Origin of the sequence: Streptomyces sp. SID5643 (genome assembly GCF_009872555.1) — a bacterium.
Taxonomy (GTDB): Bacteria; Actinomycetota; Actinomycetes; order Streptomycetales; family Streptomycetaceae; genus Streptomyces; species Streptomyces iakyrus.
The window spans coordinates 1-20,471 of the sequence record NZ_WWIC01000151.1 but is presented as its reverse complement, the minus strand read 5'-3'; the positions used below and the strand labels follow the sequence as shown (position 1 = coordinate 20,471).

19 protein-coding genes are annotated in these 20,471 nt (G+C 71.1%); 18 read left to right on the top strand and 1 reads right to left on the bottom strand.

Annotated elements, in window-relative coordinates; translation table 11 throughout:
• The 4 genes from GTY56_RS18420 to nusB all read left to right on the top strand — a co-directional run.
• Positions 1-684, top strand: a 684-nt coding sequence (locus tag GTY56_RS18420; protein WP_237524917.1) for an AAA family ATPase, incomplete at its 5' end; no start/stop codon positions are given.
• 196 nt (positions 685-880) lie between these two features.
• Positions 881-1,996, top strand: a complete 1,116-nt coding sequence (locus GTY56_RS18415) for an aminopeptidase P family protein (RefSeq protein ID WP_161366448.1) — start codon at positions 881-883, stop codon at positions 1,994-1,996.
• A gap of 53 nt (positions 1,997-2,049) precedes the next feature.
• A complete protein-coding gene (efp, locus tag GTY56_RS18410; RefSeq protein WP_030843148.1) occupies positions 2,050-2,616 on the top strand; it encodes an elongation factor P in 567 nt (188 codons plus the stop codon).
• A gap of 2 nt (positions 2,617-2,618) precedes the next feature.
• On the top strand, positions 2,619-3,053 hold the full coding sequence (nusB, locus tag GTY56_RS18405; protein WP_031138968.1) for a transcription antitermination factor NusB: 435 nt from the start codon (positions 2,619-2,621) through the stop codon (positions 3,051-3,053).
• A gap of 175 nt (positions 3,054-3,228) precedes the next feature.
• Here nusB and bldD read toward each other — a convergent pair whose 3' ends face one another.
• Complete coding sequence (gene bldD, locus GTY56_RS18400; RefSeq protein ID WP_018570201.1) at positions 3,229-3,732, bottom strand: transcriptional regulator BldD; 504 nt, start codon at positions 3,730-3,732, stop codon at positions 3,229-3,231.
• A 266-nt stretch (positions 3,733-3,998) separates the two neighbouring features.
• Here bldD and pyrR point away from each other — a divergent pair, with 266 nt between their 5' ends.
• The 14 genes from pyrR to GTY56_RS18330 form a co-directional block, all read left to right on the top strand.
• Positions 3,999-4,565 carry a bifunctional pyr operon transcriptional regulator/uracil phosphoribosyltransferase PyrR gene (gene pyrR / locus GTY56_RS18395; RefSeq protein ID WP_161366447.1) on the top strand — a complete coding sequence of 189 codons (567 nt, stop codon included), beginning with the start codon at positions 3,999-4,001 and terminating at the stop codon, positions 4,563-4,565.
• A 102-nt stretch (positions 4,566-4,667) separates the two neighbouring features.
• Positions 4,668-5,645, top strand: a complete 978-nt coding sequence (locus tag GTY56_RS18390) for an aspartate carbamoyltransferase catalytic subunit (protein WP_161366446.1) — start codon at positions 4,668-4,670, stop codon at positions 5,643-5,645.
• Positions 5,646-5,650: 5 nt separating this feature from the next.
• Entirely contained in the window at positions 5,651-6,937 is a 1,287-nt protein-coding gene (locus GTY56_RS18385) for a dihydroorotase (protein ID WP_161366445.1), read from the top strand.
• A complete protein-coding gene (locus tag GTY56_RS18380) occupies positions 6,934-7,503 on the top strand; it encodes a PH-like domain-containing protein (RefSeq protein WP_161366444.1) in 570 nt (189 codons plus the stop codon). The genes GTY56_RS18385 and GTY56_RS18380 overlap by 4 nt, the downstream gene beginning before the upstream one ends.
• A complete protein-coding gene (gene carA / locus GTY56_RS18375; RefSeq protein ID WP_161366443.1) occupies positions 7,500-8,642 on the top strand; it encodes a glutamine-hydrolyzing carbamoyl-phosphate synthase small subunit in 1,143 nt (380 codons plus the stop codon). Before GTY56_RS18380 ends, carA begins: the two co-directional genes overlap by 4 nt.
• The gene (gene carB / locus GTY56_RS18370) at positions 8,635-11,943 is read left to right on the top strand and encodes a carbamoyl-phosphate synthase large subunit (RefSeq protein ID WP_161366442.1); all 3,309 of its coding nucleotides are present in this window, start codon (positions 8,635-8,637) and stop codon (positions 11,941-11,943) included. Before carA ends, carB begins: the two co-directional genes overlap by 8 nt.
• 70 nt (positions 11,944-12,013) lie before the next feature.
• On the top strand, positions 12,014-13,120 hold the full coding sequence (locus GTY56_RS18365; RefSeq protein ID WP_161366441.1) for a quinone-dependent dihydroorotate dehydrogenase: 1,107 nt from the start codon (positions 12,014-12,016) through the stop codon (positions 13,118-13,120).
• Complete coding sequence (gene pyrF, locus GTY56_RS18360) at positions 13,117-13,962, top strand: orotidine-5'-phosphate decarboxylase (RefSeq protein WP_161366440.1); 846 nt, start codon at positions 13,117-13,119, stop codon at positions 13,960-13,962. The genes GTY56_RS18365 and pyrF overlap by 4 nt, the downstream gene beginning before the upstream one ends.
• 277 nt (positions 13,963-14,239) lie before the next feature.
• Entirely contained in the window at positions 14,240-14,563 is a 324-nt protein-coding gene (locus GTY56_RS18355; RefSeq protein WP_003977346.1) for an integration host factor, read from the top strand.
• A gap of 58 nt (positions 14,564-14,621) precedes the next feature.
• The gene (gene gmk / locus GTY56_RS18350) at positions 14,622-15,215 is read left to right on the top strand and encodes a guanylate kinase (protein WP_031105569.1); all 594 of its coding nucleotides are present in this window, start codon (positions 14,622-14,624) and stop codon (positions 15,213-15,215) included.
• A gap of 68 nt (positions 15,216-15,283) precedes the next feature.
• Positions 15,284-15,556, top strand: a complete 273-nt coding sequence (gene rpoZ / locus GTY56_RS18345; protein WP_003988945.1) for a DNA-directed RNA polymerase subunit omega — start codon at positions 15,284-15,286, stop codon at positions 15,554-15,556.
• A gap of 114 nt (positions 15,557-15,670) precedes the next feature.
• Complete coding sequence (gene coaBC, locus GTY56_RS18340) at positions 15,671-16,873, top strand: bifunctional phosphopantothenoylcysteine decarboxylase/phosphopantothenate--cysteine ligase CoaBC (RefSeq protein ID WP_161366439.1); 1,203 nt, start codon at positions 15,671-15,673, stop codon at positions 16,871-16,873.
• A 237-nt stretch (positions 16,874-17,110) separates the two neighbouring features.
• Positions 17,111-18,319, top strand: coding sequence for a methionine adenosyltransferase (metK, locus tag GTY56_RS18335; RefSeq protein ID WP_161366438.1), 1,209 nt, complete (start codon positions 17,111-17,113; stop codon positions 18,317-18,319).
• A gap of 186 nt (positions 18,320-18,505) precedes the next feature.
• The coding region (locus GTY56_RS18330) for a primosomal protein N' (protein ID WP_161366437.1) at positions 18,506-20,471 on the top strand (1,966 nt) is incomplete at its 3' end.

The window sequence follows — 20,471 nt, the reverse complement described above, 5'->3', positions numbered from 1 at the left end:
GGACCGGGACCGGCCGCGACGTCCGTCCCGCCGGCGCCGGAGACCACCGGGCACGTGCCGCTGCCGCCCGGCGGCCCGGTCGCCATGCCGATGGCCCCGCCCGCCGCGACCGTTCCCGACCCCGCCGGCACGACCCTCGCGGTGCTGCTCATCGGCCCCGCGGGCGCGGGCAAGACCAGCGTCGCCAAGTACTGGGCGGACCACCGCCGGGTCCCCACGGCCCACATCAGCCTCGACGACGTGCGCGAGTGGGTCCGCTCCGGCTTCGCCGACCCCCAGTCCGGGTGGAACGACAACTCCGAGGCGCAGTACCGCCTGGCCCGCCGCACGTGTGGTTTCGCCGCGCGCAATTTCCTGGCCAACGGCATTTCCTGCATCCTCGACGACGCGGTCTTCCCCGACCGCCCGGTCGTCGGCCTCGGCGGCTGGAAGCGCCACGTCGGGCCGGGCCTGCTGCCGGTCGTCCTCCTGCCCGGGCTGGACATCGTCCTCGAACGCAACGCGGAGCGCTCGGGCAACCGACGGCTCTCGGACGAGGAGGTCGCCCGCATCCACGGCCGCATGGCCGGCTGGTACGGATCTGGCCTGCCGATCATCGACAACTCCCAGCTGGACGTACCGGAGACGGCGAGGGTCCTGGACGAGGTCCTGGCCAGGTCGATCGCCAGCCCACCCCAGTGGTGAACGCCCCGCAGTCGAGCGCCCCGTAGGGGCGCGGGGAACTGCGCGACAAGCCCCCCGCACAGGCGCGGACGGCACGCGACCCCGCGCGGCACGACCCCTCCCGAAACAGCGCCCCAACCCACCCGGACAAATCAGGCACCGCCCACTCAGACGCCCTCAACCAGCGCAAAACCGACGGAGCTCATACGCTCGGGTCATGTCAGAGGTGTACGCGGCCCGCCGGACGCGTCTGAGGGATTACTGCAATGCGGGCGGCAGCGCGGCGGCGCTGGTCTCCCGCCCCGCCAACGTGCGCTATCTCGCGGGCGCCGCCCCGCAGGGCGCCGTTCTGCTCCTGGGCAGAACCGAGGAGCAGGACCTCCTGGTCCGTGCCGGACCCACGGCCGACCGCCCCACGCAGGAGCGCCCCGACGAGGCCCTGCGCGTCCAGACCCTGCCCGGAGCCGGTGGCGGTGACCCGGCCGTCGCGGCCGCCCGTCTCGCCGAGGGCCAGGGCGCCGACTCCCTGGCGGTGGAGGAGCACCACCTCACGGTGGCCCGGCACCGGGCCCTCGGCTCGGTCGCCCCCCGGCTGCGTCTCACCGGTCTCGGCAGCGCCGTCGAGCAACTCAGGGTCGTCAAGGACGAGGAGGAGATCTCCTGTCTGCGCATCGGCGCCGAGATCGCCGACCAGGCCCTCGGTGAGCTGCTGGAGTCGATCCTCGTCGGCCGGACCGAACGCCACCTCGCCCTGGAACTGGAGCGGCGGCTCGTGGATCACGGGGCGGACGGGCCGGCCTTCCCTACATCGGTGGCCACCGGGCCGAACGCCGGACGCCCCGGCCACCGGCCCACCGACCGCCGGGTCGAGGAGGGCGACTTCCTCTCCGTGTGCCTCGGTGCCACCTACCGCGGCTACCGCTGCGAGATCGGCCGCACCTTCGTCATCGGCACCGCTCCCGCGGACTGGCAGATCGAGCTGTACGACCTGGTCTTCGCAGCCCAGCGGGCCGGGCGTGAGAGCCTGGTACCCGGCGCCGCCTGCCGGGACGTCGACCGCGCCGCCCGCCAGGTCCTGGACTCCGCGGGGTACACGGAGGGCCTCACGATCCTGACCGGACACGGTGTAGGGCTCGAAATCGACGAGGACCCTCAATTGAGTCCCGCGGCCATGGGTAAACTGGACGCTTGCGTGCCAGTCACCGTCGAACCGGGAGTCCACCTCCCGGGCCGGGGCGGTGTCCGGATCGATGACACGCTCGTCGTCCGCCCCGAGGCGGACGGCGGACCCGAGCTACTCACCATCACGACCAAGGAGCTGCTCGCCCTGTAGCCAGGCAGGTGCGTGCCCCGGGGTCGTACGTCAGTCCAGGAGATTCCGCAACCGTGGCTTCCACGAACGACCTCAAGAACGGCATGGTGCTCAAGCTCGAAGGCGGCCAGCTCTGGTCCGTCGTCGAGTTCCAGCACGTCAAGCCCGGCAAGGGCCCGGCCTTCGTGCGCACCAAGCTCAAGAACGTGCTCTCCGGCAAGGTTGTCGACAAGACCTTCAACGCCGGCGTCAAGGTCGAAACGGCCACCGTCGACAAGCGCGACATGCAGTTCTCCTACATGGACGGCGAGTACTTCGTCTTCATGGACATGGAGACCTACGACCAGCTCCACGTCGACAAGAAGGCCGTCGGCGACGCCGCCAACTTCCTGATCGAGGGCTTCACCGCCACCGTCGCGCAGCACGAGGGCGAGGTGCTCTTCGTCGAGCTGCCGGCCGCCGTCGAGCTCGTCATCCAGGAGACCGAGCCGGGCGTCCAGGGCGACCGCTCCACCGGCGGCACCAAGCCCGCCATCCTGGAGACCGGCCACCAGATCAACGTGCCGCTCTTCATCACCACCGGTGAGAAGATCAAGGTCGACACCCGCACCAGCGACTACCTCGGCCGGGTGAACAGCTAACCGTGGCTGCCCGCAACACGGCCCGTAAGCGCGCCTTCCAGATCCTCTTCGAGGGGGACCAGCGCGGCGCCGAGGTGCTCACCGTCCTCGCGGACTGGGTCCGGCTCTCCCGGGCGGACACCCGGCAGCCGCCGGTCAGCGAGTACACGATGGAGCTGGTCGAGGGCTACGCGGAGCACGCGAAGCGCATCGACGAGCTGATCGCGCAGTACTCCGTCGGCTGGACGCTGGACCGGATGCCCGTCGTCGACCGCAACATCCTGCGGCTCGGCGCCTACGAGCTGATCTGGGTCGATGCGACGCCCGACGCCGTCGTCCTCGACGAGATGGTGCAGCTGGCGAAGGAGTTCTCCACGGACGAGTCGCCCTCGTTCGTGAACGGCCTACTCGGCCGGCTGAAGGAACTCAAGCCCTCGCTCCGCCGCGACGAGGTCTGAGACGGACCACATGCCGGAGGGCCCGCAGCGTGACCGCTGCGGGCCCTCCGGCGTTCCCGTACGTCCGCCTCGGGCGGCGCGGGGATGTCAGAGCCGCACAACGCCGCCGGGGTGGCCGGAACCATACGGTTCCGGCCACCCCGGCGGCACGTTTCTGCTGGGCCCGCGGAGCGGGTCAGGCCTCCTCGTGGGACGCCACCGCGCGGCGCGCGTCCGCGTCCAGGACACCCCAGCTGATCAGCTGTTCCGTGAGGACGGACGGCGACTGGTCGTAGATGACGGCGAGTGTGCGCAGGTCGTCCTGGCGGATCGACAGCACCTTGCCGTTGTAGTCACCGCGCTGTGACTGGATCGTGGCCGCGTAGCGCTGAAGGGGGCCCGCCTTCTCGGCCGGCACCGTGGCCAGCCGCTCCAGGTCCAGGACCAGCTTCGGCGGCGGCTCGGCGGCCCCGCCCGGGGTCGTGCCCGGAAGCAGCTCCTGCACCGGAACGCCGTAGAAATCCGCCAGCTCGGCAAGGCGCTGTACGGTCACGGCACGGTCGCCGCGCTCGTACGAACCGACCACGACCGCCTTCCAGCGTCCCTGGGACTTCTCCTCGACACCGTGGAGGGAAAGGCCCTGCTGGGTGCGGATCGCCCGGAGCTTGGCCCCGAGCTGTTTGGCGTATTCGCTGGACATATAGCTCCCCGGCACTGTGTCGACGCGTCTGGCGTGGGTGCCAGGCCGCGCGGCTGGTAACTCACTGTGAGGTTACGCAGCGTTACTCTGCCGCGTCAAGCCGAATGGTCCGCACCGACTCTTCCGTGGTATCGGCGTTCCGTTGGGCCGAGTGGGTGATCCGAGGGGGCCATCGGAGCGACATCGGTGACCTGCTACCGTGTATGGCGCAATCCCGACGTCCTTTAAGGTCCGTCCCGTGAGGCGGAGAAGGAGGTCCGTTTCGTATGGACACGCACGACACGCAGTCCGATGCCCGGCCCGTGCTCGAAGGGCCCGACATCGCGCGGGTGCTGACCCGCATCGCCCACGAGATCGTCGAACGCGCCAAGGGCGCCGACGACGTGGTGCTCCTCGGCATTCCGACCCGGGGCGTCTTCCTCGCCCGGCGGATCGCGGACAAGCTGGAGCAGATCACCGAGCGCAAGGTTCCCTGCGGCTCGCTCGACATCACCATGTACCGCGACGACCTGCGCATGCACCCGCCACGCGCGCTCGCCCGCACCGAGATCCCCGGTGACGGCCTCGACGGCAAGCTCGTCGTCCTCGTCGACGACGTGCTCTTCTCCGGCCGCACCATCCGCGCCGCCCTCGACGCGCTGAACGACCTCGGGCGCCCGCGCGCGGTGCAGCTCGCCGTCCTCGTCGACCGCGGACACCGCGAACTGCCCATCCGCGCCGACTACGTCGGCAAGAACCTCCCCACCTCGTTGCGGGAGACGGTCAAGGTCCAGCTCGCCGAGGAGGACGGTCGCGACACCGTGCTGCTCGGCGCCAAGCCGGCCTCCCGGTAGCGCTCCAGGCGTACGCCGCTGTCGTACGCCGGCTCAGTGCGCGCCTGCGCGCACCCGCCTGCCCCGAACCTCCCGAATGAACTGCCTTACGGAGCCTGACAGATGCAGCGTCATCTCATCTCGGCCGCCGACCTCACCCGCGACGACGCCGTCCTGATCCTCGACACCGCCGAGGAGATGGCCCGGGTCGCCGACCGGCCGATCAAGAAGCTGCCGACCCTGCGCGGCCGCACGATCGTCAACCTCTTCTTCGAGGACTCCACCCGGACCCGGATCTCCTTCGAGGCCGCCGAGAAGCGGCTGTCCGCGGACGTCATCAACTTCTCCGCCAAGGGCTCCAGCGTCTCCAAGGGCGAGTCCCTGAAGGACACGGCCCAGACCCTGGAGGCCATGGGCGTCGACGCCGTCGTCATCCGGCACGGCGCCTCCGGAGCTCCGTACCGCCTCGCCAACTCCGGCTGGATCGACGCGGCCGTCGTCAACGCCGGCGACGGCACCCACCAGCACCCCACGCAGGCGCTGCTCGACGCCTTCACCATGCGCCGCCGGCTGATCGGCCCGGACGCCGGACTCGGCCAGGACCTCGAAGGCAAGCGCATCACGCTCGTCGGCGACGTCCTGCACAGCCGGGTCGCCCGCTCCAACGTCGACCTGCTGCACACCCTCGGTGCCGAGGTCACCCTCGTCGCCCCGCCGACCCTGCTCCCCGTCGGCATCGAGACCTGGCCCTGCGAGGTCTCCTACGACCTCGACAGCACGCTGCCCAAGTCCGACGCGGTGATGATGCTGCGCGTCCAGCGCGAGCGCATGAACGCCGCGTTCTTCCCGACCGAGCGCGAGTACTCCCGCCGCTACGGCCTCGACGGCGACCGCATGGCGCGGATGCCCGAGCACGCCATCGTGATGCACCCCGGCCCGATGGTCCGCGGCATGGAGATCACCGCCGAGGTCGCCGACTCCGACCGCTGCACCGTCGTCGAGCAGGTCGCAAACGGAGTGTCCATCCGGATGGCGGTCCTGTACCTGCTGCTCGGGGGCAACGAGCCCGCCGTCACCCACCCCCGCACCGAGGAGAAGTAAGACAGATGAGCAAGATCCTGATCCGTGGTGCGAAGGTGCTCGGCGGCGAGCCCCAGGACGTCCTGATCGACGGCGGAACCATCGCGCAGGTGGGCAACGGTCTGTCCGCCGAGGGCGCCGAGGTCGTCGAGGCCGACGGCAAGGTGCTGCTGCCGGGCCTGGTCGACCTGCACACCCATCTGCGCGAGCCCGGGCGCGAGGACTCCGAGACCGTCCTCACCGGCACCCGGGCGGCCGCCTCCGGCGGCTACACCACCGTGTTCGCCATGGCCAACACCTTCCCGGTCGCCGACACCGCCGGTGTCGTCGAGCAGGTCTGGCGGCTCGGCAAGGAACACGGCTACTGCGACGTCCAGCCCATCGGCGCCGTCACCGTCGGCCTGGAGGGACGCAAGCTCGCCGAGCTGGGAGCGATGCACGAGTCCGCCGCCGGCGTCACCGTCTTCTCCGACGACGGCAAGTGCGTCCACGACGCCGTGATCATGCGCCGCGCCCTGGAGTACGTGAAGGCATTCGGCGGTGTCGTCGCGCAGCACGCGCAGGAGCCGCGGCTGACCGAGGGCGCCGAGATGAACGAGGGCGTCGTCTCCGCCGAGCTGGGCCTCGGCGGCTGGCCCGCGGTGGCCGAAGAATCGATCATCGCCCGGGATGTCCTGCTCGCCGACCACGTCGGCTCCCGCGTCCACATCTGCCACCTGTCGACCGCCGGCTCCGTCGAGATCGTCCGCTGGGCCAAGTCCCGCGGCATCGCCGTCACCGCCGAGGTCACCCCGCACCACCTCCTCCTCACGGACGAGCTGGTGCGCACCTACAACCCCGTCTACAAGGTCAACCCGCCGCTGCGCACCGAGCGCGACGTCATGGCCCTGCGCGAGGCGCTCGCCGACGGCACGATCGACATCGTCGCCACCGACCACGCCCCGCACCCGCACGAGGACAAGGACTGCGAGTGGGCCGCGGCCGCCATGGGCATGGTCGGCCTGGAGACCGCGCTGTCAGTGGTGCAGGAGACCATGGTCGACACGGGCCTGCTGGACTGGGCCGGCGTCGCCGACCGGATGTCCGTCAAGCCCGCGCGGATCGGACAGGCCACGGGCCACGGCCGTCCCGTCTCGGCAGGTGAGCCCGCCAACCTCACCCTGGTCGACACGGCATACCGTGGGCTCGTGGAACCCGCGGGCTTCGCCTCGCGCAGCCGCAACACCCCCTACGAGGGGCGTGAGCTGCCGGGCCGTGTGACGCACACGTGGCTGCGGGGCAAGGCCACGCTCGTCGACGGGAAGCTCACGTGACACCTGTACTCCTGCTGGCCGCCGAGAAGGAATCGGCGCAAGTGACCGACTGGGCCGCCCGCATCGGCTGGGTCGTCGGTCTCGCCCTGTTCGTCGCGCTCGTCTACTGGCTGATGCGTGAGGGCTGGAAGTGGCGCGGCACCCTCCAGGGCGACCTGCCCGAGCTGCCCGCCGCCCCGGACGACCCGGGCCCCGAGAAGCTGAGCCTGAGCGGCCGCTACCACGGCTCCACCACCGCAGGCCAGTGGCTCGACCGCATCGTCGCCCGCGGCCTGGGCACCCGCAGCCGCGCCGAGCTCACCCTCACGGACGCCGGCCTCGACGTCGTACGCCCCGGGGCGAGCGACTTCTTCGTCCCGGTGGCGCAGCTGCGCGAGGCCCGGCTCGACAAGGGCATCGCCGGGAAGGTCCTCACCGAGGGCGGTCTGCTGATCGTCACCTGGGAGCACGGCGACCGGCTGATCGACTCCGGCTTCCGCTCCGACCACGCGGCCGAGCACAACGAGTGGGTCGAAGCCATCAACTCCATGATCGAAACGAACACCAGGGAAGGCGCCGAACGATGACCACCTCCACCAGGGGAGCCGCCAAAACTCCCGCCGTACTCGTCCTGGAGGACGGCCGGATCTTTCGCGGCCGTGCTTACGGGGCCGTGGGGGAGACCTTCGGCGAAGCGGTGTTCTCCACCGGCATGACCGGCTACCAGGAGACCCTGACCGACCCCTCGTACCACCGCCAGGTCGTCGTGATGACCGCGCCGCACGTCGGCAACACCGGTGTGAACGACGAGGACATGGAGTCGAAGAAGATCTGGGTCTCCGGCTACGTCGTGCGCGACCCCGCGCGCGTGCCGTCCAGCTGGCGCTCCCGGCGCACGCTGGACGAGGAGCTGGACGCCCAGGGCGTCGTCGGCATCAGCGGCATCGACACCCGAGCCCTCACCCGCCACCTGCGCGAGCGGGGCGCCATGCGCGTCGGCATCTTCAGCGGCGGCGCCGTCCAGGACGACGCCGCGCTGCTGGCCCGCGTCCAGGAAGCCCCCCAGATGAAGGGCGCGAACCTCTCCGCCGAGGTCGCCACCACCGAGCCGTATGTCGTCCCGGCCATCGGCGAGAAGAAGTTCACCGTCGCCGCCGTCGACCTCGGCATCAAGGGCATGACCCCGCACCGCATGGCCGAGCGCGGCATCGAGGTGCACGTGCTCCCGGCGACCGCGACCGTCGAGGACGTCTACGCGGTGAACCCGGACGGCGTGTTCTTCTCCAACGGCCCGGGCGACCCGGCCACCGCCGACCATCCCGTCTCCGTGATGCGGGGCGTCCTGGAGCGCGGCACCCCGCTGTTCGGCATCTGCTTCGGCAACCAGATCCTGGGCCGCGCCCTCGGCTTCGGCACCTTCAAGCTGAAGTACGGCCACCGCGGCATCAACCAGCCGGTGCAGGACCGTACGACCGGCAAGGTCGAGGTCACCGCGCACAACCACGGCTTCGCCGTCGACGCCCCGCTCGAGAAGGTCTCCGAGACCCCGTTCGGCCGCGCCGAGGTGTCCCACGTCTGCCTGAACGACAACGTGGTGGAGGGGCTGCGGCTCCTCGACCGCCCCGCCTTCAGCGTCCAGTACCACCCCGAAGCGGCAGCGGGCCCGCACGACGCCGCCTACCTGTTCGACCGCTTCGTATCCCTGATGGAGGGCCAGCGTGCCTAAGCGCACCGATATCCAGTCCGTCCTGGTCATCGGCTCCGGCCCGATCGTCATCGGCCAGGCCGCCGAGTTCGACTACTCCGGCACCCAGGCGTGCCGCGTCCTCAAGGCCGAGGGCCTCAGGGTCGTCCTGGTGAACTCCAACCCGGCGACGATCATGACCGACCCGGAGATCGCCGACGCCACCTACGTCGAGCCGATCACGCCCGAGTTCGTCGAGAAGATCATCGCCAAGGAGCGCCCCGACGCGCTGCTGCCCACCCTGGGCGGCCAGACGGCCCTCAACACCGCCATCTCCCTGCACGAGGCGGGCACCCTCGACAAGTACGGCGTCGAGCTGATCGGCGCCAACGTCGAGGCCATCAACAAGGGCGAGGACCGCGACCTCTTCAAGGAGGTCGTCGAGGCCGTCCGCGGCAAGATCGGGCACGGCGAGTCCGCCCGCTCGGTGATCTGCCACTCCATGGAGGACGTCCTCGCCGGCGTCGACACGCTCGGCGGCTACCCCGTCGTCGTCCGCCCCTCCTTCACCATGGGCGGCGCCGGCTCCGGCTTCGCCCACGACGAGGAGGAGCTGCGCCGCATCGCCGGCCAGGGCCTCACGCTCTCCCCGACCACCGAGGTGCTCCTGGAGGAGTCCATCCTCGGCTGGAAGGAGTACGAGCTGGAGCTGATGCGCGACAAGCACGACAACGTCGTGGTCGTCTGCTCCATCGAGAACTTCGACCCCATGGGCGTCCACACCGGCGACTCGATCACCGTGGCGCCCGCCATGACGCTCACCGACCGCGAGTACCAGACCCTGCGCGACATCGGCATCGCCGTGATCCGCGAGGTCGGCGTCGACACCGGCGGCTGCAACATCCAGTTCGCGGTGAACCCCGAGGACGGCCGGGTCATCGTCATCGAGATGAACCCGCGGGTGTCGCGCTCCTCGGCGCTGGCCTCGAAGGCGACCGGCTTCCCGATCGCCAAGATCGCCGCCAAGCTCGCCGTCGGCTACACGCTGGACGAGATCCCCAACGACATCACGCAGGAGACCCCGGCCTCCTTCGAGCCGACGCTCGACTACGTGGTCGTGAAGGCCCCGCGGTTCGCCTTCGAGAAGTTCCCGAGCGCGGACGCCACCCTCACCACCACCATGAAGTCCGTCGGCGAGGCCATGGCCATCGGCCGCAACTTCACCGAGGCCTTCCAGAAGGCGCTGCGCTCGCTGGAGAAGAAGGGCAGCCAGTTCACCTTCGTCGGGGATCCGGGCGACAAGACGCAGCTGCTGGAGCAGGCCGTCCGCCCCACCGACGGCCGCATCAACACCGTCATGCAGGCCATCCGCGCGGGCGCCACGCCCGAGGAGGTCTTCGAGTACACGAAGATCGACCCCTGGTTCGTCGACCAGCTCTTCCTGATCAAGGAGATCGCGGACGAGCTGGCCGAGGCGCCCGAGCTGACCGCCGACCTGCTCGCGGAGGCCAAGCGGCACGGGTTCTCCGACCAGCAGATCGGCGAGCTCCGCGGCCTGCGCGAGGACGTCGTCCGCGAGGTCCGGCACGCGCTCGGCATCCGCCCGGTCTACAAGACGGTCGACACGTGCGCCGCCGAGTTCGCCGCCAAGACGCCGTACTTCTACTCCTCCTACGACGAGGAGAGCGAGGTCGCGCCTCGGACCAAGCCGGCCGTCATCATCCTGGGCTCCGGCCCGAACCGCATCGGCCAGGGCATCGAGTTCGACTACTCCTGCGTCCACGCCTCCTTCGCGCTGAGCGACGCGGGCTACGAGACGGTGATGGTCAACTGCAACCCGGAGACCGTCTCCACGGACTACGACACCTCCGACCGGCTGTACTTCGAGCCGCTGACGCTGGAAGACGTGCTGGAGATCGTCCACGCCGAGCAGCAGGCCGGACCGGTCGCGGGCGTCGTCGTGCAGCTCGGCGGCCAGACCCCGCTGGGCCTGTCGCAGGCGCTGAAGGACAACGGCGTGCCGATCGTCGGCACCTCCCCGGAGGCCATCCACGCCGCCGAGGACCGGGGCGCCTTCGGCCGGGTCCTCAAGGAGGCCGGCCTCCCGGCCCCCAAGCACGGCACCGCCACCACCTTCACCGAGGCCAAGGCCATCGCCGACGAGATCGGCTACCCGGTCCTGGTGCGTCCCTCGTACGTCCTGGGCGGGCGCGGCATGGAGATCGTCTACGACGAGACCCGGCTGGAGTCCTACATCGCCGAGTCGACCGAGATCAGCCCTTCACGACCGGTCCTGGTCGACCGGTTCCTCGACGACGCGATCGAGATCGACGTCGACGCCCTCTACGACGGCGAGGAGCTCTACCTCGGCGGCGTCATGGAGCACATCGAGGAGGCCGGCATCCACTCCGGCGACTCTGCGTGCGCCCTGCCCCCGATCACGCTCGGCGGCTTCGACATCAAGCGCCTGCGCGCCTCCACGGAGGGCATCGCCAAGGGCGTCGGAGTCCGCGGCCTGATCAACATCCAGTTCGCGCTCGCGGGCGACATCCTCTACGTGCTGGAGGCCAACCCGCGCGCCTCCCGGACCGTCCCCTTCACCTCGAAGGCGACGGCGGTGCCGCTGGCCAAGGCCGCCGCCCGGATCTCCCTGGGCGCCACGATCGCCGAGCTGCGCGCCGAGGGCCTGCTCCCGGCGACCGGTGACGGCGGCGAGCTGCCGTTCGACGCGCCGATCTCCGTCAAGGAGGCCGTCATGCCGTGGTCGCGCTTCCGCGACATCCACGGCCGCGGCGTCGACACCGTCCTCGGCCCGGAGATGCGCTCCACCGGCGAGGTCATGGGCATCGACTCGGTCTTCGGCACTGCCTACGCCAAGTCGCAGGCGGGCGCCTACGGCCCGCTGCCCACCAAGGGCCGCGCGTTCATCTCGGTCGCCAACCGCGACAAGCGCTCGATGATCTTCCCGGCCCGCGAGCTGGTCGCGCACGGCTTCGAGCTGATGGCCACGTCCGGCACGGCCGAGGTCCTCAAGCGCAACGGCATCAACGCCACGATTGTGCGCAAGCAGTCCGAGGGCACCGGCCCGAACGGCGAGAAGACCATCGTCCAGCTCATCCACGACGGCGAGGTCGACCTCATCGTCAACACCCCGTACGGCACGGGCGGCCGCCTTGACGGCTACGACATCCGTACGGCGGCCGTGGCGCGCTCCGTGCCCTGCCTGACGACGGTCCAGGCCCTCGCGGCGGCGGTCCAGGGCATCGACGCCCTCAACCGCGGCGACGTGAGCGTCCGATCGCTCCAGGAACACGCGGAACACCTGACCGCGGCCCGCGACTAGCAGCCCCGAGGGGGACACCGGAAACGGTGTCCCCCTCTTCGTGAGGACGCCATGTCTTCGTGAGGACACCATGTACAAGAACTTCTTCCGACTCGTCTTCAAGAGGCTGGACCCGGAGCAGGCCCACCACCTGGCCTTCCACTGGATCCGCCTGGCCGCCCGGGTGCCCGTGCTGCGCACCTTCCTCGCGGCCGTTCTCGCGCCCCGGTACAAGGAGCTGCGCACCGAGGCCCTGGGCCTGCGCATGCACGGCCCCTTCGGGCTCGCCGCGGGCTTCGACAAGAACGCCGTCGGTATCGACGGCATGGCCATGCTCGGCTTCGACCACGTCGAGATCGGCACGGTCACCGGCGAACCCCAGCCCGGCAACCCCAGACAGCGGCTGTTCCGCCTGGTCGAGGACCGCGCGCTGATCAACCGCATGGGCTTCAACAACGACGGCTCGCTCCGCGTCGCCGCCCGCCTCGCCTCCCGCACGCCCGTCTTCAAGACGGTCGTCGGCGTCAACATCGGCAAGACCAAGGTCGTCCCCGAGGATGAGGCCGTCGCGGACTACGTGAAGTCCGCCGAGCGGCTCGCGCCGTACGCCGACTACCTGGTCGTCAACGTCTCCTCGCCGAACACGCCGGGGCTGCGCAACCTCCAGGCCACCGAGGCCCTGCGCCCCCTGCTGAGCGCCGTCCGCGAGGCCGCCGACCGTACGGTCTCCACGCGGCGTGTCCCGCTGCTGGTCAAGATCGCGCCGGACCTCGCCGACGAGGACGTGGACGCCGTCGCCGACCTGGCCGTGGAGCTCGGCCTGGACGGCATCATCGCCACCAACACCACCATCGCGCGCGAGGGCCTCGGCCTGGCGTCCGACCCCTCCCTGGTCAAGGAGACCGGCGGTCTGTCCGGGGCGCCCCTGAAGGACCGCTCCCTGGAGGTCCTGCGGCGCCTCTACGCGCGCGTGGGCGACCGGATCACCCTGGTGGGCGTCGGCGGCATCGAGAACGCCGAGGACGCCTGGCAGCGCATCCTGGCCGGCGCCACGCTGGTCCAGGGCTACAGCGCTTTCATTTACGAGGGGCCCTTCTGGGGCCGCGCGATCCACAAGGGGCTCGCCGCTCGCCTGGCCACGAGCCCCTACGCCACGCTCGCCGACGCGGTGGGCGCCGACGTGAGGAAGACGGCATGAGTGGTCTCGAACCCTTCGGCGCGCGCCTGCGCCGGGCCATGGACGAGCGCGGCCCGCTGTGCGTCGGCATCGACCCGCACGCCTCCCTGCTCGCCGAGTGGGGACTGAACGACGACGTGGCGGGCCTGGAGCGGTTCAGCCGCACGGTCGTCGAGGCGGTGGCCGACCGGGTCGCCGTGCTCAAGCCGCAGAGCGCGTTCTTCGAGCGCTTCGGCTCGCGCGGCGTCGCCGTCCTGGAGAAGTCCGTCGCCGAGGCCCGGTCGGCGGGCGCGCTGGTCGTGATGGACGCCAAGCGTGGCGACATCGGCTCCACGATGGCCGCATACGCCGAGTCCTTCCTGCACAAGGACGCGCCGCTGTTCTCCGACGCCCTGACGGTCTCGCCGTACCTCGGCTACGGATCGCTCAGCCCGGCCGTGGCCCTCGCCCGGGAGAACGGCGCGGGCCTCTTCGTGCTGGCGCTGACGTCCAACCCGGAGGGCGGCGAGGTCCAGCACGCCGTGCGCTCCGACGGCCGGAACGTGGGAGCGACGATGCTGGCGCACCTGGCCGCCGAGAACACGGGGGAGGAGCCCCTGGGGTCGTTCGGCGCGGTCGTCGGCGCCACCCTCGGTGATCTGTCGACGTACGACCTCGACATCAACGGCCCGCTCCTCGCACCCGGCATCGGCGCGCAGGGCGCCACGCCGGCCGACCTTCCCGGGGTCTTCGGGGCGGCGGTGCGCAACGTCGTGCCGAACGTCAGCCGGGGAGTGCTACGCCACGGTCCCGACGCGGTCGCTCTGCGTGACGCCACAGAGCGCTTCGCGGAGGAGATCCGGCACGCCGTGACGTCCTCGTGAGGCGGTCCAGACCTTATCGCGAGACCTCCGATGAGTGGTCAGGGGCCCGCTTGAGTCTGAATACATCCTCAAATCCGGGGCAGTATGTCCTAAATGTCCGTTCAGATGAAGGCTGACCAGGACTTTTCCGCTGTTCTCGCTGACTCTGGCGGACTTGCCCGCTAGTCTCCGACGAGAGAACGGGCAAGCGTGTGTTGCTCGTGGCTCCCCAGGTGTGGGGCGACTAGGTTCCTCACCGGTCCGTATCCGACAGTTCGACATCCGAGGTGACGTAGGCGTGGCTCTTCCGCCCCTTACCCCTGAACAGCGCGCAGCCGCGCTCGAAAAGGCCGCCGCGGCTCGCCGGGAGCGGGCCGAGGTCAAGAATCGACTCAAGCACTCCGGCGCCTCCCTTCACGAGGTCATCAAGCAGGGCCAGGAGAACGACGTCATCGGCAAGATGAAGGTCTCCGCCCTCCTCGAGTCGCTGCCCGGCGTGGGCAAGGTCCGCGCCAAGCAGATCATGGAGCGACTCGGCATCTCCGAGAGCCGCCGCGTGCGGGGTCTCGGGTCCAACCAGATCGCCTCCCTGGAGCGCGAGTTCGGCAGCACCGGCTCCTGAAGCGGGCGCTCCGGGGAAGCGAGTCCCGGGCACTCCGCGATTGCTGGATAATCGCTGCATGGCTGCAACACCCCGGGGGACGTCCCCCGTACCCCCGGACGTACGTCCGCGGCTGACCGTGCTCTCCGGCCCCTCCGGGGTCGGCAAGAGCACGGTCGTCGCTCATATGCGCAAGGAACACCCCGAGGTCTGGCTCTCGGTGTCGGCGACGACCCGCAAGCCCCGCCCCGGCGAGCAGCACGGAGTCCACTACTTCTTCGTCTCCGACGACGAGATGGACAAGCTGATCGCCAACGGGGAGCTGCTGGAGTGGGCCGAGTTCGCCGGCAACCGCTACGGCACGCCGCGTGCGGCCGTGCAGGAGCGCCTGGAGAACGGCGAGCCCGTCCTCCTGGAGATCGACCTGCAGGGCGCCCGCCTGGTCCGCGAGTCGATGCCCGAGGCCCAGCTGGTGTTCCTCGCTCCTCCCTCCTGGGAGGAGCTCGTGCGCCGGCTCACCGGGCGGGGCACCGAACCGCCCGAGGTGATCGAGCGCCGGCTCGAAGCGGCGAAGATCGAACTCGCGGCCGAGCCGGAGTTCGACACCACCCTGGTCAACACCTCCGTCGAGGACGTAGCACGCGAGCTGCTAGCCTTGATGGACGTCGTGTGACCATCACCGATCGTTTCGGTCGGCTGATCACCCCGACAGATTCTTTCCCATCCATCGGAAGGTAGAGCGTGTCCTCTTCCATCTCCGCGCCCGAGGGCATCATCAACCCGCCGATCGACGAGCTCCTCGAGGCCACCGACTCGAAGTACAGCCTCGTGATCTACGCGGCCAAGCGTGCCCGCCAGATCAACGCGTACTACTCGCAGCTCGGCGAGGGTCTCCTCGAGTACGTCGGTCCTCTCGTCGACACCCACGTCCACGAGAAGCCGCTCTCGATCGCCCTCCGCGAGATCAACGCGGGGCTCCTGACGTCCGAGGCCGTCGAGGGCCCGGCGCAGTAAGCAGGATTGACAGCTTTGCGCTGACTTGTCCACAGGCCCGGCAGGCCGACTGCCGGGCCTGTGGTGTGTCATGGAGTCGTACGGTGTGCCGGTTGCCGAGGTCCGGGGAGAGACGTGGACAAGCCGAAGGTCGTTCTGGGGGTCAGCGGGGGCATCGCCGCCTACAAGGCCTGTGAGCTGCTGCGGCGGCTGACGGAGTCGGGCCACGAGGTGCGGGTGGTGCCCACGGCCTCCGCGCTGCACTTCGTCGGCGCCGCCACCTGGTCCGCGCTCTCCGGCAACCCCGTCTCCACCGAGGTCTGGGACGACGTGCACGAGGTCCCGCACGTCCGCATCGGGCAGCAGGCCGAGCTGGTCGTCGTCGCCCCCGCCACCGCCGACACGCTCGCCAAGGCGGCCCACGGCCTCGCCGACGACCTCCTCACCAACACCCTGCTCACCGCCCGCTGCCCGGTCGTCTTCGCCCCCGCCATGCACACGGAGATGTGGGAGCACCCGGCGACCCAGGAGAACGTGGCGACGCTGCGCCGCCGCGGCGCCCTCGTCATCGAGCCGGCCGTGGGCCGCCTCACCGGCGTCGACACCGGCAAGGGCCGGCTGCCCGACCCCGGCGAGATCTTCGAGGTCTGCCGCCGCGTCCTGGCCCGGGGCGTCACCGAGCCCGACCTGGTGGGCCGGCACGTCGTCGTCAGCGCCGGCGGCACCCGCGAGCCCCTGGACCCCGTCCGCTTCCTCGGTAACCGCTCCTCCGGCAAGCAGGGCTACGCCCTCGCCCGCACCGCCGCCGCCCGCGGCGCCCGCGTCACGCTGATCGCCGCCAACAGCACCCTGCCGGCTCCGGCGGGCGTCGACGTCGTGCCGGTCGGAACCGCCGTGGAGCTGCGCGAGGCGGTACTGAGGGCGGCTTCGGAGGCCGACGCCGTGGTGATGGCGGCCGCGGTGGCGGACTTCCGTCCGGCGGCGTACGCGGCAGGGAAGATCAAGAAGAAGGACGGCCAGGAGCCGGAGCCGGTCACCCTGGTGCGGAATCCGGACATTCTCGCGGAGATCTCGGCTCACCGGGCCCGCCCGGGCCAGGTGGTCGTCGGCTTCGCCGCGGAGACGGACGACGTCCTGGCCAACGGTCGCGCCAAGCTCAAGCGCAAGGGCTGCGATCTCCTGGTCGTGAACGAGGTGGGGGAGCGCAAGACCTTCGGTTCCGAGGAGAACGAGGCGGTCGTGCTGGGCGCCGACGGCAGCGAGACCGCGGTGGCGCACGGACCCAAGGAAGCCCTGGCCGAAACCGTGTGGGACCTGGTGGCCGAGCGCCTGAGCTGACGGCTCAGGCGCGGCGTACCCCCGCGAATGCGGGCGGATCGGCGCGTGGCGCCTCTGGCCAACGTCGCTCGGCATTGGGCAGAATGCCCGTGCCGCAGGTCACAGCACTCCCGAGTGGCGAGACGGGGGGACCGTGGCCGAAGCGTGACCCGTAAACTGTTCCACGGACGGCGCCGGGTGCAGCCCCCGCCGTCCGCCAATGATCAGCCAGCAGCCGCTGCAACCTCAGGGAGCGTTGTGTCCCGTCGTCTGTTCACCTCGGAGTCCGTGACCGAGGGTCACCCCGACAAGATCGCTGACCAGATCAGCGACACCATTCTCGACGCGCTTCTGCGCGAGGACCCGTCATCCCGGGTCGCCGTCGAGACCCTGATCACGACCGGCCTGGTGCACGTGGCCGGCGAGGTCACGACCAAGACGTACGCGGACATCGCGACGCTGGTCCGGAACAAGATCCTCGAAATCGGCTACGACTCCTCCAAGAAGGGCTTCGACGGCGCCTCCTGCGGCGTGTCGGTGTCGATCGGCGCGCAGTCCCCGGACATCGCCCAGGGCGTGGACACGGCGTACGAGAACCGTGTCGAGGGTGACGACGACGAACTCGACAAGCAGGGCGCGGGCGACCAGGGCCTGATGTTCGGCTACGCGACGGACGAGACGCCGACGCTGATGCCGCTGCCGATCTTCCTGGCGCACCGCCTGTCCAAGCGCCTGTCCGACGTGCGCAAGAACGGCACGATCCCCTATCTGCGCCCGGACGGCAAGACGCAGGTCACCATCGAGTACGACGGCGACAAGGCGGTCCGCCTGGACACCGTGGTGGTCTCCTCCCAGCACGCCTCCGACATCGACCTGGACTCGCTCCTGGCTCCGGACATCAAGGAGTTCGTCGTCGAGCCGGAGCTCAAGGCGCTGCTGGACGACGGCATCAAGCTCGACACGGAGAACTACCGTCTCCTGGTCAACCCGACCGGCCGTTTCGAGATCGGCGGCCCGATGGGTGACGCCGGCCTGACCGGTCGCAAGATCATCATCGACACCTACGGCGGCATGGCCCGGCACGGCGGTGGCGCGTTCTCCGGCAAGGACCCGTCCAAGGTCGACCGCTCCGCGGCGTACGCGATGCGCTGGGTCGCGAAGAACGTCGTGGCCGCGGGCCTCGCCACCCGCTGCGAGGTCCAGGTCGCGTACGCGATCGGCAAGGCCGAGCCGGTCGGCTTGTTCGTCGAGACCTTCGGCACCGCCAAGATCGACACGGAGAAGATCGAGAAGGCGATCGACGAGGTCTTCGACCTCCGTCCGGCCGCCATCATCCGCGACCTCGACCTGCTCCGCCCGATCTACTCCCAGACCGCGGCATACGGCCACTTCGGCCGCGAGCTGCCCGACTTCACCTGGGAGCGCACGGACCGCGTGGACGCGCTGCGCAAGGCCGCGGGGCTGTAGGTCCCGTCTATCAGGGCATCGCGGGAGGCCCGGCACCCTTCGGGGGGCCGGGCCTCCGGCGTGCTCTCCGGGCCCCGTCGGGCCCGCTCCCGCCTCGTGCGGGCCACGCGGCTGCGCGTGCGCGCCGTCACCGCGGGGGAACTCGGGCGGCTCCGCTTGTCAGTGGCGTTTGGTAAGAATGCAAGCGTGAGCAGCGAGAACGAACAGGCGGGCGGCGGAGCCGAGGGTGCGCCGCCCGAGCAGCTCGCGCTCATCCGGGACAGCGTGCGCAAGGCCAGGCCGCCCCGGGCCAAACCGCGGACCTGGCGGGGGGCCGCGCTCGCCAAGGAGCTCCCCGTCGCACGGGTCCTCGTCGACAAGGGCGTCCTTCATCTCGACCGCTACTTCGACTACGCCGTCCCCGAGGAGCTGGACGCGGACGCCCGGCCGGGCGTGCGGGTGCGGGTGCGGTTCGGGGCCGGGCGGCATCGCGTGCGGGACGGACGGCGCGAGGGCGGCGGACTGATCGACGGGTTCCTCATCGAGCGGCTGGCCGAGTCCGACTACTCCGGGCCGCTGGCGGCCCTCGCCCAGGTCGTCTCGCCCGAGCAGGTGCTCAGCGAGGAACTGCTCGGGCTGGCCCGGGCGGTCGCCGACCGGTACGCGGGCAGCCTCGCCGACGTCCTGCAACTGGCCGTGCCTCCGCGCAACGCACGAGCCGAGCAGCGACCCTCCCCCGAGCCACTGCCGCCGCCTCCCGCGCCCGAGGCGGCGTCCTGGCAGCGCTACGAGCGGGGAGCGGCCTTCCTGGGATCGCTGGCCTCCGGTGGAGCGCCCCGTGCCGTGTGGAACGCGCTGCCCGGGCCGCAGTGGAGCGACGAGCTGGCCCGGGCCGTCGCCGCGACGCTGGCCTCCGGGCGCGGGGCGCTGGCCGTCCTGCCCGACGGTCGCGCGGTCGCGCGGGTCGACGCCGCCCTGTCCTCGCTGCTGGGCCAGGGGCGGCACGCGGTGCTCACCGCCGACGCCGGCCCCGAAAAGCGGTATGCGCAATGGCTCGCGGTGCGGCGCGGTTCCGTGCGGGCCGTGATCGGGACCCGTGCCGCCATGTTCGCGCCGGTCCAGGACCTCGGCCTGGTCGCCCTCTGGGACGACGGCGACGACAGCCACAGCGAGCAGCACGCCCCGCAGCCCCACGCCCGCGAGGTGCTCCTGCTGCGGGCCGCGCAGGACAAGTGCGGTTTCCTGCTGGGGAGCTGGGGCTGCACGGTGGAGGCCGCGCAGCTCGTCGAGAGCGGCTGGGCGCGGCCGCTCGTCGCCGGGCGGGACCAGATCCGGGCCGCCGCCCCGCTCGTACGGACCGTGGGGGACCAGGATCTCGCCAGGGACGAGGCCGCCCGGGCCGCCCGGCTGCCGACCCTCGCCTGGCAGGCCGTCAGGGAGGGCCTGCGGCACGGCCCGGTGCTGGTACAGGTGCCCCGCAGGGGATACGTGCCGCGCATGGCGTGTGCCAAGTGCCGGGCGCCGGCGCGGTGCCGGCACTGCTCCGGGCCGCTGGAGGCGCCGGACGGTGGTGCGCTGAACTGCGGGTGGTGCGGACGCGAGGAGGGCGGCTGGCACTGCCCGGACTGCGGCTCCTTCCGCCTGCGCGCCTCGGTCGTCGGGGCGCGGCGGACCGCCGAGGAACTCGGCCGGGCCTTCCCCGCCGTACCGGTGCGCACCTCGGGTCGGGAACACGTCCTGGACACGGTGCCGGGGGCGCCGGCGCTGGTCGTCAGCACGCCGGGGGCCGAGCCCGTCGCCGAGGGCGGGTACGCGGCGGCCCTGCTGCTGGACGGCTGGGCGATGCTCGGGCGGCCCGACCTGCGGGCCGGGGAGGACGCGTTGCGGCGGTGGATCGCGGCCGCGTCCCTCGTCCGGCCGCAGTCGGACGGCGGCACGGTGGTGGTCGTGGCCGAGCCGACGCTGCGGCCCGTGCAGGCGCTCGTCCGCTGGGATCCCGTCGGTCACGCGGTCCGGGAGCTCGCCGAGCGGGCGGAGCTGGGGTTCCCGCCGGTGTCGCGGATGGCGGCCGTGTCGGGCTCTGCGGAGGTGGTGGCCGACTTCCTCCGCGCGATCGAGCTGCCGTCCGAGGCCGAGGTGCTGGGGCCGGTGCCGCTGCCCGTGTCCGCCGCCG

Bases quoted from the DNA above. Each gene is read 5' to 3' on its own strand.
- gmk (WP_031105569.1), top strand. From the start codon at position 14,622: ATGGCTGCAACACCCCGGGGGACGTCCCCCGTACCCCCGGACGTACGT.
- GTY56_RS18385 (WP_161366445.1), top strand. From the start codon at position 5,651: ATGAGCAAGATCCTGATCCGTGGTGCGAAGGTGCTCGGCGGCGAGCCC.
- GTY56_RS18365 (WP_161366441.1), top strand. From the start codon at position 12,014: ATGTACAAGAACTTCTTCCGACTCGTCTTCAAGAGGCTGGACCCGGAG.
- GTY56_RS18415 (WP_161366448.1), top strand. From the start codon at position 881: ATGTCAGAGGTGTACGCGGCCCGCCGGACGCGTCTGAGGGATTACTGC.
- bldD (WP_018570201.1), bottom strand. From the start codon at position 3,732: ATGTCCAGCGAATACGCCAAACAGCTCGGGGCCAAGCTCCGGGCGATC.
- GTY56_RS18390 (WP_161366446.1), top strand. From the start codon at position 4,668: ATGCAGCGTCATCTCATCTCGGCCGCCGACCTCACCCGCGACGACGCC.
- pyrF (WP_161366440.1), top strand. From the start codon at position 13,117: ATGAGTGGTCTCGAACCCTTCGGCGCGCGCCTGCGCCGGGCCATGGAC.
- pyrR (WP_161366447.1), top strand. From the start codon at position 3,999: ATGGACACGCACGACACGCAGTCCGATGCCCGGCCCGTGCTCGAAGGG.
- carA (WP_161366443.1), top strand. From the start codon at position 7,500: ATGACCACCTCCACCAGGGGAGCCGCCAAAACTCCCGCCGTACTCGTC.